This is a genomic window from Chryseobacterium candidae (assembly GCF_004916905.1).
Classification (GTDB): Bacteria; Bacteroidota; Bacteroidia; order Flavobacteriales; family Weeksellaceae; genus Chryseobacterium; species Chryseobacterium candidae.
Window position 1 is genome coordinate 1 of sequence record NZ_SDLV01000035.1, and the last position, 13,020, is coordinate 13,020.

At 36.5% G+C, this 13,020-nt stretch carries 11 protein-coding genes and 2 pseudogenes; 5 read left to right on the forward strand and 8 right to left on the reverse strand.

What is annotated here, in order from left to right; genetic code table 11:
* Nucleotides 1–119: 119 nt before the first annotated feature.
* The gene (gene rpsA / locus EK417_RS16490; RefSeq protein ID WP_076597121.1) at nucleotides 120–1,910 is read right to left on the reverse strand and encodes a 30S ribosomal protein S1; all 1,791 of its coding nucleotides are present in this window, start codon (nucleotides 1,908–1,910) and stop codon (nucleotides 120–122) included.
* A gap of 503 nt (nucleotides 1,911–2,413) precedes the next feature.
* Between rpsA and EK417_RS16495 the strand changes: the two genes are divergently transcribed.
* Nucleotides 2,414–3,721 (forward strand): DEAD/DEAH box helicase, encoded by a 1,308-nt coding sequence (locus EK417_RS16495; RefSeq protein WP_136522784.1) that lies wholly within the window; start codon nucleotides 2,414–2,416, stop codon nucleotides 3,719–3,721.
* Nucleotides 3,722–3,806: 85 nt separating this feature from the next.
* On the opposite strand, the gene EK417_RS16500 is transcribed toward EK417_RS16495, so the two are convergent.
* A complete protein-coding gene (locus EK417_RS16500; RefSeq protein ID WP_136522785.1) occupies nucleotides 3,807–4,700 on the reverse strand; it encodes an SMP-30/gluconolactonase/LRE family protein in 894 nt (297 codons plus the stop codon).
* A gap of 252 nt (nucleotides 4,701–4,952) precedes the next feature.
* Here EK417_RS16500 and ccoG point away from each other — a divergent pair, with 252 nt between their 5' ends.
* The gene (gene ccoG / locus EK417_RS16505; RefSeq protein WP_076597124.1) at nucleotides 4,953–6,395 is read left to right on the forward strand and encodes a cytochrome c oxidase accessory protein CcoG; all 1,443 of its coding nucleotides are present in this window, start codon (nucleotides 4,953–4,955) and stop codon (nucleotides 6,393–6,395) included.
* Nucleotides 6,396–6,572: 177 nt separating this feature from the next.
* On the opposite strand, the gene EK417_RS16510 is transcribed toward ccoG, so the two are convergent.
* The gene (locus EK417_RS16510) at nucleotides 6,573–7,454 is read right to left on the reverse strand and encodes an AraC family transcriptional regulator (protein WP_136522786.1); all 882 of its coding nucleotides are present in this window, start codon (nucleotides 7,452–7,454) and stop codon (nucleotides 6,573–6,575) included.
* A 209-nt stretch (nucleotides 7,455–7,663) separates the two neighbouring features.
* On the opposite strand from EK417_RS16510, the gene EK417_RS16515 reads away from it, so the two are divergent.
* Entirely contained in the window at nucleotides 7,664–8,008 is a 345-nt protein-coding gene (locus EK417_RS16515; protein ID WP_076597126.1) for a MerR family transcriptional regulator, read from the forward strand.
* Between the two features lie 528 nt (nucleotides 8,009–8,536).
* The gene (locus tag EK417_RS16520; protein WP_136522787.1) at nucleotides 8,537–8,944 is read left to right on the forward strand and encodes a helix-turn-helix domain-containing protein; all 408 of its coding nucleotides are present in this window, start codon (nucleotides 8,537–8,539) and stop codon (nucleotides 8,942–8,944) included.
* An 82-nt stretch (nucleotides 8,945–9,026) separates the two neighbouring features.
* Here EK417_RS16520 and EK417_RS21435 read toward each other — a convergent pair.
* The 3 genes and pseudogenes from EK417_RS21435 to EK417_RS21440 form a co-directional block, all read right to left on the reverse strand.
* Nucleotides 9,027–9,467, reverse strand: a pseudogene (locus EK417_RS21435) (IS3 family transposase); the annotation flags it as partial.
* A gap of 130 nt (nucleotides 9,468–9,597) precedes the next feature.
* Complete coding sequence (locus EK417_RS16530) at nucleotides 9,598–9,954, reverse strand: hypothetical protein (RefSeq protein WP_136522789.1); 357 nt, start codon at nucleotides 9,952–9,954, stop codon at nucleotides 9,598–9,600.
* Nucleotides 9,955–10,684: 730 nt separating this feature from the next.
* Nucleotides 10,685–11,224: pseudogene (locus tag EK417_RS21440) on the reverse strand (RHS repeat-associated core domain-containing protein); the annotation flags it as partial.
* A gap of 106 nt (nucleotides 11,225–11,330) precedes the next feature.
* On the opposite strand from EK417_RS21440, the gene EK417_RS16540 reads away from it, so the two are divergent.
* Nucleotides 11,331–11,513 (forward strand): DNA-binding protein, encoded by a 183-nt coding sequence (locus tag EK417_RS16540; RefSeq protein WP_136522791.1) that lies wholly within the window; start codon nucleotides 11,331–11,333, stop codon nucleotides 11,511–11,513.
* A 106-nt stretch (nucleotides 11,514–11,619) separates the two neighbouring features.
* Here EK417_RS16540 and EK417_RS16545 read toward each other — a convergent pair whose 3' ends face one another.
* Together EK417_RS16545 and EK417_RS21325 are read right to left on the reverse strand one after the other, a co-directional pair.
* Nucleotides 11,620–11,868, reverse strand: a complete 249-nt coding sequence (locus EK417_RS16545; protein ID WP_136522792.1) for a hypothetical protein — start codon at nucleotides 11,866–11,868, stop codon at nucleotides 11,620–11,622.
* A 1-nt stretch (nucleotide 11,869) separates the two neighbouring features.
* Nucleotides 11,870–13,020: RHS repeat domain-containing protein (locus EK417_RS21325; protein ID WP_136522793.1), on the reverse strand; the 1,151-nt coding region annotated here is incomplete at its 5' end.

Here is a 13,020-nt window from a genome sequence, read left to right on the forward strand (position 1 = left end):
AGCTAAACTTTTTGCCTAGTCCCCAAATTTTGCGCTTGATCCCATTTTACACTCCTGCCTTATGCGCATAAAAAAAGCCGCTCATTTGAGCGGCTCCTTATTTATCAATGGTTCAAAGATTATTTACCTTCTTCCATTTTTCTTTTCAACTCTGCTAATGCATCGATGTCTCCAAGAGTAGATCTTTCTTCGTTGTTAGAAGAAGAACTTACGTTTCTAGAAGAAGATTCTTTAACGTTTTTCTTTTCTTCGTCTCTGAAGATACCTGTGTGAGATACGACTACTCTCTTGAATTCTTTGTTGAATTCGATTACTTTGAATTGAGCATCTTCACCTTTTTTGATTTTAGATCCATCTTCTTTCTCTAATAATCTTGAAGGGCAGAATGCTTCTACTTCAGCATCTTCGAATTGAACAGAAGCTCCTTTATCGTGAACTTCTACAGCTTTACCAGCGTGGATAGTTCCTTCAGCATATTTGGTTTCGAATTTATCCCATGGGTTTTCAGTCAATTGCTTGTGACCTAGAGATAATCTTCTAGCCTGGATATCTAATTCAAGAACTACAACGTCTAATTTATCACCTACTGCGCAGAACTCAGATGGGTGCTTGATTTTCTTAGTCCAAGAAAGATCAGAGATGTAGATTAATCCGTCGATACCTTCTTCTAACTCTACGAATACACCAAAGTTAGTGAAGTTTCTTACAGTTCCTACATGCTGAGATCCTACAGGATACTTAGCTTCGATGTTTTCCCATGGATCTTTAGACAATTGCTTGATACCAAGAGAAATTTTTCTTTCTTCTCTATCTAAAGTTAATACTTCAGCTTCTACTTCATCACCTACTTTTACGAAATCTCCGGCAGATCTTAAGTGAGTAGACCAAGACATTTCAGAAACGTGGATTAATCCTTCAACACCTGGAGCAATTTCTACGAATGCACCATAGTCAGCAAGAACTACTACTTTTCCTTTTACTTTGTCTCCTACTTTCATGTCAGCAGAAAGAGCATCCCAAGGATGAGCTTCTAATTGCTTCATACCTAACTGGATTCTTGTTTTCTCATCATCGAAATCAAGGATAACCACTTTTACAGTTTGTCCGTCTTCTAGGATTTCAGATGGGTGGTTCACTCTAGACCAAGAAAGGTCTGTAATGTGGATCAATCCATCTACACCTCCTAAGTCAATGAATACACCGTAAGAAGTAATGTTCTTAACAGTTCCTTCAAGAACCTGACCTTTTTCAAGCTGAGCGATGATTTCTTTTTTCTGACCTTCGATATCTGCTTCGATCAATGCTTTGTGAGAAACTACTACGTTTTTGAACTCAGGGTTGATTTTCACAACTTTGAACTCCATAGTTTTTCCTACGAACTGATCGTAATCTTTAATTGGCTTAACGTCAATTTGAGAACCAGGTAAGAATGCTTCGATTCCGTGAACGTCAACGATCATACCACCTTTAGTTCTTGATTTAACAAAACCGTTAACGATTTCTCCAGTTTCGTGAAGTTCGTTTACTTTATCCCAAGCTTTAAGCGTTCTAGCTTTTCTGTGAGATAACTGTAATTGTCCGGTTTTGTCTTCTCTCTTGTCAACCATTACTTCTACCTCGTCACCTACTTTAAGGCCTTGGTTGTAACGGAATTCATTAAGAGAGATAACACCTTCAGATTTGAAGTTGATGTCTACGATAGCTTCTTTATCAGTTAATCTTACAACTTTACCAACTAAAACGTCATTATCGTCCAGGTTGTTTAATGATCCGTTGTAGATTTCCTCTAAATCGCTTTTTTCTTTTCTCGCATCTGCATCAAGACCTGATTCGAATGAATCCCAATCAAATTGTTCTGGTGCTACGTTTTGGTTTAATAAAACCTCTGCTGAATTTGTCTCTTTTGACATTTTCTAATAAAATTTGTATTCCTTCTTTTTTAACGGTTTGAATAAATGCAGATTAAAAAATACGGAAGTAATTAATTGTAAGTAATTTACCCTTCAAACCTTTTCGCCACAAAAGTGGGTGCAAAGATATGAATTTTATTTAAAATAAACAATAGATTCCAGCACGCTGACATCTAACTTATATATTTAAAAATCAACATCTTGATTAAAAGAACGCTTCGGCTGGTCTCAGCATGACATTCTAATACTAACTGTCTTAAATTCAGAATGAGGCAATATCCGCTGTCACACTGAGCATACACTGAAAGTTTACGAAAGCAGTTCCTGAAGTATCCATAATAAGTAGAAGACAAAATGAGATTCTTCATTTCGCTTCGCTTCATTCAGAATGACAGTAATACAGAATTAAAGTAGGCCCACACTATCCTATCCCCTCAAACTCTCAAACCCTCAAACTCTTCCACTCTAAACCCTCAAACTCCAAAATTCACTACCTTTGCAGCATGGAATTACAGCCGATCTATCAAAAACTGCAGATTCAGGATATGAATCAAATGCAGAAATCTACTTATAAAACGTCTGAAAACAATACAGACATTGTTTTACTCTCTCCTACGGGATCCGGAAAAACGCTAGCCTTTTTATTTCCTGTTCTCAGGAATCTGAAAAAAAATGTTCAGGGTGTTCAGGCATTGATATTGGTTCCGGCCCGGGAACTTGCCTTACAGATTGAGCAGGTTTTTAAATCCATGGGGACAGATTTTAAAGTTTCTGTCTGCTATGGAGGGCATGACAAAAAAATTGAGGTTAATAATCTGATTGAAGCTCCTGCTGTATTGATTGGAACTCCGGGAAGAGTTGTTTACCACTTAAGAAATAACAATTTTGATCCGAAAACGATTAAAACGCTGGTTCTTGATGAATTCGACAAAGCTCTGGAACTGGGTTTTCATGATGATATGGAATTCATTTCCAATTCTCTAAAGGGACTTTCTCAAAGAATTTTAACATCTGCCACGGCTATGGATGAAATTCCGGCTTTTACGGGCTTAAAAGATGAAAAAGTAATCAGCTTCCTTAAAGAAAATGATATAAAACCAGACCTGCAGCTGAGAAAAGTGATGACTATTCCTGAGGAGAAACTGGATACGCTTTTCAATCTGGTTTGTAAAATCGGAAATAAAAGAACTTTGATCTTCTGCAACCACCGTGATGCTGTAGACCGTATTTCTGAACTTCTTCACCAGATGGGAATCGACAGAGAAACTTTCCATGGCGGGATGGAACAGGATGAAAGAGAGCGTGCATTGCTGAAATTCCGTAATGACTCTGCAAGAATTCTTATCACAACTGACTTAGCTGCCCGCGGACTTGATATTCCTGAGGTAGAATCTATTGTTCATTACCAGCTTCCTCCAAAAGAAGATGCCTTCATCCACAGAAACGGACGTACCGCAAGAATGAATGCCAAAGGTTTTGTCTACCTGATCATGACTGAAGAGGAAAATTTCCCGTTCATTAAAAATGATACTCCTGAAGAAAGTGTTGCCGGATTTACCAGAGTTCCGCAAAAAACACCTTTCCAGACTGTTTACATCAGTGCAGGAAAAAAAGACAAAGTGAACAAAGTGGATATTGTAGGATATCTGCTAAAGAAGGGAGAGCTTCAGAAAGAAGATGTAGGAATTATTGAAGTAAAGGACACTACATCCTATGTTGCCGTTGCCAGAAATAAAGTAAATGCTCTTTTAAGAAAACTTCAGAATGAAAAACTGAAAGGTAAGAAAGTGAAAATGGAGATTGCTTATTAGACTTTCCCCTAAATTGTCATTGCGAACGAAGTGAAGCAATCTCATCTGTAATAAAAAGAGGTTGCTTCGTCGCTATGGCATAAAACTATTTAATCCCCCTCACCCTTGTAGGGAAAGTATATACAGATTTTGAGGCAGTAATGAACAGAATATCATTATTTTTTCCTCCAAAAGCCACGTTGGATGTCCATTTCTCAGGAATAGAAATATGATAGATTTTCTTTCCCAAACGGCTGAAAACATGTACACCGTCTCCTGTCAGATAAAGATTTCCATGTTTATCCAGCTCCATTCCGTCTGAACCCATTTCGCAGAACAGTTTTTTCTCAGACAATTTTCCTTCTCCCAGTATATCATATACATAGGTTTGTCCGGCGTCAATATCAGAAATATATAATTTCTTTAATTTCTCACTTCCTACAATTCCATTGGGCTGTGTGAATGTATCCAGTTTGGTGACTTTTCCTGTCCTATCCCTGTAATAAAGGCTTTTATGCTGGATTTCCTGTTTGAAGCCTATCCAGTAGTCTCTTTCATACAAAGGGTCTGTAAAATACATTCCTCCAAATTCATCATTCCATACATCATTGGGACCGTTCAGTCTTTTCCCTTCAAAACCTTTTAGCAGAATTTCTACTTTTTTATCTTTGGATATCTTCCAGATCTCTCCCTGATCGTCTGAACAGGTAATCAAATATCCATCTTTATCAAAGTGAGTTCCGTTGGCCCTTCCTGTTTTATCTAAAAACTCTATCACCTTATTGCTTTTCCAATCCCAATAATAAATCTTATCATTAGGCTGATCGGTGAAATAAACATTCCCTTCTTTATCTGCTGATGGCCCTTCTGTGAAACTGAACTTGTCGGAAACCATTTCCGGCTGTACTCCTTCATAAAACATTTTACTATAATTTACTGATTGACAGTTTACCAATGCGAAAACCAAACCAATCATACTTATTTTAAAGATATTCTTCATACTTCATTTTTAATGCTGCAATTTACGATATGGGCCAAAAGTATCAAAATATTTTCTCATTTTGATACAATAAAAACAACAGAGACAAAATGTCCTAATTATCCTATTTTGGAAGTAGATCATATTAGTAATAAAAAGATATAATCCGGAGCTTTGCAATACCAGAATCGATCATTTTTTCATAGAAACATCAATCTGAAAATAAGACCGGTCAGGATGAAAATTGTACCAAAATACTTTATAGCATAAACAATGAGCGCAGAGTCCAACAATATCAAGTCTTTGGAAATTGAAAATGAAGATTTCAGAAATTCCGTGGGAACCATGGATGAAACCGGGAAAAGAAAATGGATTTTCCCAAGAAAACCAAAAGGAAAGTATACCAACTACAGGAATTACACCAGCTATCTTCTTCTTGCTATTTTCTTTGGGCTGCCTTTTGTAAAGATCAATAATAATCCTTTTCTTCTCATTAACGTGATCGACAGAAAGTTTTTTATCCTTGGACAGCCCTTTTATCTGCAGGATTTTTTTATCCTGGCTTTAGGCGCTGTAACTTCTGTTATTTTTGTGATGTTGTTTACGGTCGTTTTCGGAAGAATATTCTGTGGCTGGCTGTGTCCTCAGACTCTTTTTATGGAAATGGTTTTCCGCAAAATCGAATACTGGATTGAAGGTGACCGAAATAAGCAGATGAAGCTGGACAGACAGGAATGGGATGCAGAGAAAATACGAAAAAGACTGACGAAATGGTCTGTTTTCCTTTTAATTTCATTGGTTATTTCCCACTTTATGTTCATGTATATTGTAGGATACGAAGAGGTTTTCCGCATTATGAGTGAAGGACCTGAAGGCAACTCACTGAAGTTTATAGTTATGATCTTCTTTACGCTGGCGTTCTATTTTGTTTTCGCATGGCTTCGTGAGCAGGTTTGTACGCTGGTTTGTCCTTACGGAAGACTGCAAGGAGTATTGATTGATAAGCAGACCATCAATGTATATTATGATTTTAAAAGAGGTGAAGGCCGCGCAAAATGGAGAAATAACGAAGACAGAAAAGCGGCAGGAAAAGGAGATTGTATAGACTGTAACCAATGCGTTGTGGTATGCCCTACAGGGATTGATATCAGAAACGGACAGCAGCTGGAATGTGTGAACTGTACAGCCTGCATCGATGCCTGTGATGAAATCATGGAGAAAGTTGGTTTACCTAAAGGGCTGGTACGTTATGCCACAGAAGCTGAGATTGAAAACCAGGATAAATTCCGCTTTACGCCAAGAATGAAAGCAACAACTGTTATCCTTGCGTTGTTAATTGGATTCCTGGGATTTTTAATGTACGACCGTGGTTCTATGGAAGCCAAATTCATCAAACCGGCAGGTTCTACATTCTTTGTTAAAAACGGTAAAATCACCAACACTTTTATTTATACCCTTCTGAATAAATCCAACGAGAAAAAGACCCTTACCATTAAAGTGATCACGCCCACGAATGCAGAAATAACCTACTTCGGTTCTGAAAAAATCATATTGAAAGGGGATCAGATCCTGAAAGGAAACATCAACATTTCCTTTCCTGAAGACGAAATTAAATTCTCAAAACAAAACATGGTCATCGGAGTATTTGATGAAAAAGGACAGCTGGTAGATTCGTTTGAAACTACTTTTGAAGGACCGTTTAAGTTGGCTCTTTAGGCTGAAGATGATAGATGATAGGTTGCAGGGATAAGAATAGTAGTTGATATTTCCCTAATTCCCCTCCGCTGGAGGGGTGGCGAAAATTCAAAGAATTTTTGACGGGGTGGTTCACAATAATCCCACTTTCCTCCTCCTTCTATTACTTTAATTCATAAACCTTGAGCTTTACACTCATTAAGCCTTATATTTCCTCATAAACTGCGTAGGAGTCATTCCGGAACTTTTCCGGAATACTCTTACAAAGTAGGAATATTCTTCATATCCTAAACGAAAAGCAATTTCTACGAGGCTTTCATCCAGATACATGAGCATTCTTTTGGCTTCCAGTACCACTCTTTCTGTAATTATATCAGTAGCCGTTTTCTGAACAACAGTTTGCACAATCCTGTTCAGATGTTTGGATGAGATACCTAATAAAGAAGCATAATAGGTAATGGATTTATGTTTTGTGAAGTTTTGTTCAATCAGATTTTCAAAATCCTGATAATGTTTAAAATAAGAAAGTCCTGCAGCAGAATCCATTGTATCAAAGTCCCTTGAAAACAACCTGGCAGCATTGATAAAAATCTGAGACATCAATGATAAAATCAGACCTTCTTTCATGATACTTTTAGTCTGATGTTCTTCCCCCAATTCCTGAAATAAGCTAATATTTTTCTTAAGCTCACCAGCATCCAACTGCAGTTTTCTCGGAAAAGATACAGACCCGAAAAAGGGAAAATTTCTGAGTTTCTGATTTACATAATGCATTTCATAAAACTCCTGGGAACAAAAGAAAATATACCCGTCAATATCCTCCGAAAGCTCCCAGCTGTGAATCTGCCCCGGCGACAGAAAGAAAAGACTTCCTTCCGAAACTTCATACCTCTGAAAATCTATTTCATGTACTCCTGTTCCTTTGGTAAAAAGAACCGCAGCATAGAAATCATGTCTGTGAGGCTTTTCTATATGACGATGTCCCACCACCAAATGATTCTTCATTGTGTTAAAATAAAAATCTGAAGTATTTTTACCCGCCTGAAAAAGGTCAATATGAAGAACAGAAATCGGATTCATTTATATGTATATATCGTAAGCATTCACAAATTTAGACAAAAAAGAACCAGTTTATCATGATCCTTTATATCTGCGACAACAAACATTGTTTCTGAATGATAAATTTAACCCCATAAATACCTTTGAAACAAAGTATGACCGCACTTTTTACAATATATTTTGGATTAAACTTTAAAAAATTTTTATCTTTGAAGTTTAGGAGTTGTAAAATGAAAATAAATTTACCTGATAAACTGTATTATTCTATAGGAGAAGTTGCGAAAGCATTCGATGTAAACACTTCATTAATACGTTACTGGGAACAGGAATTCCCGATTATCAAGCCTAAAAAAAACAGAAAAGGAAACCGGTATTTCACTCCTGAAGACATCAAAAATCTTCAGATGATCTACCATCTGGTAAAAGAAAAAGGATACACGCTGGACGGTGCCCGCATCGCTCTGACCACCAACAGTAAAATTTCAGAAACCATCACTCTGATTGACCGCCTGGAGTTTGTAAAAGCTGAACTCATCAAGCTGAAAGAATCTCTAGGAGAAAGAGAGGAAGAATAAATGGTTTGAAAATATAAAAAACCTCCGCTGCAATGAATTGCAGCGGAGGTTTTATGTAAAATCTATCAGAAAATACAATCATCAGCCACTTTTATAAGATACGATCCCCCTTCATCAACTCCTTCTACCCCCTTGGATAAGGGGCTATACCCGGTTATATAAGGGACTGAAGGGCGTTCCATAACGGTCTCCAGCTGCTTGAGTAAAAGGCTGTAGGAAGTTATGAAAACGTTTGAGGCGGTTGTAAAATAGTTATACCTATTTGATAAAGTGCCCGGAGATACTTACCAAAGTGTGTGAAGGCATTTCTTAAATGGCTTCAGGCAGTTTACGAAATGGCTATAACCAATTAATGAGCAGCTGCAGACACTTTCTATAGTGGCCAAAAGCACTTCCGAACCTGTTGAAGACATTTGATACACCAGCTCCCGGCACTTTTACAGGTATAACAGGATATTTTACCGGATATTTTTTAACCTTTACTTTACAGAATGTATTATCTTTGAATCTTCACAAATTGATTAAAGAATGGACTACAAAATACATCAGGGAAGAAATGTAAAACGTTTCAGAGAAATGCTTGGAATAAAGCAGGAAGCATTGGCTCTTGATTTAGGTGAAGACTGGAACCAAAAGAAGATCTCTTTACTTGAACAAAAAGAAACCATTGAAAACCAGTTGCTCGAAAAAATATCCGAAGTGCTGAAAATTCCTGTAGAAGCTTTTCAAAATTTTGATGAGGAGCAGGCTGTGAATGTTATTGCTAATACCTTTGGAGAGCATGCTTTTAGTAACTCTTTTAACTATGGTACAATAAACTTTCATCCAATAGAAAAGTTAATTTCCCTTCACGAAGAAAAAATTGCGTTGTATGAACGCATGCTAAAGGAAAAGGATGAAATGATGAGCAGGCTGGAAAAGCTGCTTGGAAAATAAGAGATAAAAGATAAAAACCACTGCTGTGCAGTGGTTTTATAATTATAACTTCACCACACGATGTAATCGTGCGGGAGCGGGGGAGTTCATCAATGGTTTTAAATTTCTTGGTATGGAACATTTCAGATTTTAAAGTTCCAAAGAAATTTTCTATTACTGCATTATCCAGACAGTTTCCTTTGCGGGACATACTTTGGATAATGCCTTTTTCTCTTAACAGATGCTGATAGGCTTTCATCTGATATTGCCAGCCTTGATCAGAGTGGATAATGAGGTTTTCAGTATTCTTGATTTTTCTGAGTCCTTTTTTGAGCATATTCATAACCTGTGCAAAGGCTGGCCTTTCCGAAAGATCGTAACTGATAATCTCGCCATTGTAAAGGTCAATTATCGGCGAAAGATACAATTTACTGCCCGAAACGTTAAATTCTGTCACATCAGTGGCCCATTTTCTGTTGGGCTGATCTGCCTTAAAGTTCCTCTCCAGAATATTGGGCGCTATTCTACCTTGCTCTCCCCGGTAGCCAAGTGCATATGAAAAATAACGTGAAATTAAAAACATACAAAAAACAAAATCAGAATAGGAAAATTCCTACTCTGATTTAAGTATATTTGAAATATTAAACTAGTCAACCTTTTTCAGGACTAGTCATTTATTTAATATTTGTTTTTTTGTCCTGTTGAATTAAGTTATTTTTCAACCAAGTACCGTTCCTAAGTATATATTCTATTGAGTCTCCTTTCTTTTTTGATATGGAATCTCCAATTTTATATGGATAATCTAATAATTCTACCGAACCATTGGAATATTTTACAAATAAAAAATTATGTTCATTCCTATCTCTATAAATATCAACAACTTTCGCATGTATTTCATAATCAATTAGACTGTTTTCGGTTGTTTTCTTACGGAAAAAAACTAAAAAGAAAATAACAAAAAATATAGCAAGAAAACAATATTTTATATAATTTTTAATCCTACCATCTATTTGAATAATTTTATTTTCCACTTACCCAAGTATTTGTTTTTGCCCAAGAAACAGGCAGACCTGCACTTCCCTTAATAATTCCAAAGCCTTTGGTTCTGTATCCATCTGGAGTGTGTACTCCAAAATGAGACATATCAAAATTATCAGCATTTTTAAACCCCTTATATTTATCACTAAATGTTCCTCCAAAAGAGCCATTAACAAGTCCTTCTCCTCCAGAATATGTAATACTTGTACCTCTAAATTCAGAAGTAACAAATGTGTGATTGGGATCTGTCGGGATGATTGCACCTCCCTCAATACCTCCTGAAACACCAAAACCTAAGCCTCCGCCTAATGTAAAATATGTTTCTACATGACCATTCCCGTCTTGTACAAGACCTAATGAAGCTGTAATTCCTCCTCCAACTAAAATACTACCAGTAAGTCCAGCATAAAATCCTGTTCCTCCTTGTATACTGCCAATAGAAGCCAACATTTGACTGTCAGGATTAACTCCAATTTGAGTTCCTGCCCCGGTTGTAAAAGATTCTGTCATTACTTTTCCACTAGAGTCGGTTGCCACACCTGAAGCATCTAAAGTATATTGATAATTTTGTTGTCCATTACTTGTCCCAGTTATTGTTAAGGCATCTTGATATTCTGTAGCACCAGTATATTTTTTATCTTTTGCATCTTGTAGCGAATGAACATCTTTGTCATAAGTCCAAGATGTTTGTCCATCAACAACTGATTTAATCCATCCTTTTCCTTCCCTTCCATCAGGGTCAATAAATCTAATAGGATTATTAAACGCATAGTTATAAGGACTGTGTCTTGTCATTTTCTCTGCCAACGGATCCAAAACACCCCATCTTCCCAAATCCGGCATATACATTCTCGCTCCATAATCATACATCCCAGTCTCCTGAAGCTCCTTACCGTTGTACTTATAGTTATATGCTGGGTTGCCTGTTAATCCATTATACCCCTCATGCTTCAATCCAAAAGGATAATAATTACTTTCTTCAATGATCTCTGTGCCTGCTCCATTCTTGGCATAACTTAACCTGACATTTCCAAGGTGATCAGTATAATTGTACACATATTTTCCGGTTTCAACATTAAAATATCCTTCCACCGTAGGGAAGAATTTCAATGCAGAATTTACATACTGAAAACCATCCAGATAATCGGTTGTTTCTGTACCGAAAACTTTTCTTACCTTCACGCCGTCTGCTCTGTAAATATAATCTGTTACTTTGGAGTTTTGGGTAACTTTTCCAGGTAAATTTAGATAATTATATTGGATGAGAAGTATAATTATTAGAACTTATTTATATAACCATGGGACACGAGCGAGACACTTGCACCAGCAGAGGGAGGGTTTATTTTTTATCTGCGCAAAGTTATAAACTTTGCGTAGCGGAGTTACACTTGATTATCTCGTAAAAGACGGACAATACGAACAGATTTACAACGACACGCTGAAAAAACTAAAAGCAATACAAGAACTCGACAGCGATACAAAAGCTCATATTTTTGCAACCATCGATGCTTTTATCAAAGCTTCTAAACTTAAAAATATTGTAGCACTTTAGTTCTGTTTCCTAATACAAAACAAGAAAACCACCGCCAGAGCGGTGGTTCTATTATTGTCATCATAGCATAAGCTCGACGCTTGCTCCAGCAATGAGGAGGGGAAATTTATAAAACTTTGACATCGGAATCTAAAATATCAGATTTATAAAATTCTAATCTTACTGATTTTACATTTATAACCCCTGGCTCTAGATTTTCAGGGTATTCGTGTAACTCTGTTCCTAATGTTAAGTGTATATGATCTTCACTTTGCTTAACAAATTTTAAATATTCTATTAATTCCTCTATTCCTTGTTTATCAACAATAACCTCTAATTGTTCAGGAACACCTTTGTAATTTATAAATGATATCATATTAATCTTCTTTTGTTGGTAATTTTTTCTTAGGTGGCATGTTTTTAGGCTTAGGATTTGGATAGTTAACATCAATATGTGCAGGCTCTACTTTTTTTCCCGTTTTCCCTGATTTTCCAGTATCTACATTATATGAATAACCAGATTTCTTATTTTTATAAGAAGTTGAACCACTTTTAGGGTCTGTATAAACTTTATCTAATTTCCCTTTGTTAACTTGTTTTTCCATTGCATTATTTACCTGCGAAGTCGTTTTTGTTTTGAACTGATTTCCTAAGCCAGGATCTTTAGCATTTCTTATACCTTTAATTCCTCTTCCCAACCCATCTGTAGCCGCAACAATAATAACTTCTGCTGCTTTTTCCCCTGTTGTTTTCCCTGCTGTTTTAGAATCTCCTTGTATCAGTGCTCCTGCTGTTTTAGCCGTTCCATAAATACCAAATGTCATAGAATTAGCTACACTATCACCATAATCACTCCAAGTGTAATTTTTAACTGCATTTTTTGTTCCATCAATAGGATGAGCTATGAAATTTCCAATTCCTTTGAATGTTCCCACAAAACCCTCTTTTACCCCAGTAAAAAATTCATTACAACAATCATCATCTCCACCATCATCTGGAGCTCTTCCATCAGGATCCATTAAAATTATCGGATTATTATAAACATAGGCATAAGGATCTTCTGTATTTTCAACTAATGGATCTAACTGCGTCCAACGCCCCACATCAGGCATGTAATTTCTCCAGCCATAATCATACATCCCTGTCTCTTGTAGCTCCTTCCCATTGTACTTGTATTTATACGCTGGATTTCCTAATAAAGCATTATATCCCTCATGCTTCAATCCAAACGGGTAATAGTTACTCTCTTCAATGATCTCTAATCCTGCTCCACTTTTAGCGTAGCTTAATCTTGTATTTCCAAGATGATCAGTATAATTGTACACATATTTTCCGGTTTCAACATTAAAATATCCTTCCACCGTAGGGAAGAATTTCAATGCAGAATTTACATACTGAAAACCATCCAGATAATCGGTTGTTTCTGTACCGAAAACTTTTCTTACCTTCACGCCGTCTGCTCTGTAAATATAATCTGTTACTTTGGAGTTTTGGGTAACTTTTCCAGGTAAATTTAGATAATTATATT

Excerpts from the sequence above, each read along its gene's own strand:
- rpsA (WP_076597121.1), bottom strand. The coding sequence starts at position 1,910 with ATGTCAAAAGAGACAAATTCAGCAGAGGTTTTATTAAACCAAAACGTA.
- EK417_RS16495 (WP_136522784.1), top strand. The coding sequence starts at position 2,414 with ATGGAATTACAGCCGATCTATCAAAAACTGCAGATTCAGGATATGAAT.
- EK417_RS16500 (WP_136522785.1), bottom strand. The coding sequence starts at position 4,700 with ATGAAGAATATCTTTAAAATAAGTATGATTGGTTTGGTTTTCGCATTG.
- ccoG (WP_076597124.1), top strand. The coding sequence starts at position 4,953 with ATGAGCGCAGAGTCCAACAATATCAAGTCTTTGGAAATTGAAAATGAA.
- EK417_RS16510 (WP_136522786.1), bottom strand. The coding sequence starts at position 7,454 with ATGAATCCGATTTCTGTTCTTCATATTGACCTTTTTCAGGCGGGTAAA.
- EK417_RS16515 (WP_076597126.1), top strand. The coding sequence starts at position 7,664 with ATGAAAATAAATTTACCTGATAAACTGTATTATTCTATAGGAGAAGTT.
- EK417_RS16520 (WP_136522787.1), top strand. The coding sequence starts at position 8,537 with ATGGACTACAAAATACATCAGGGAAGAAATGTAAAACGTTTCAGAGAA.
- EK417_RS16545 (WP_136522792.1), bottom strand. The coding sequence starts at position 11,868 with ATGATATCATTTATAAATTACAAAGGTGTTCCTGAACAATTAGAGGTT.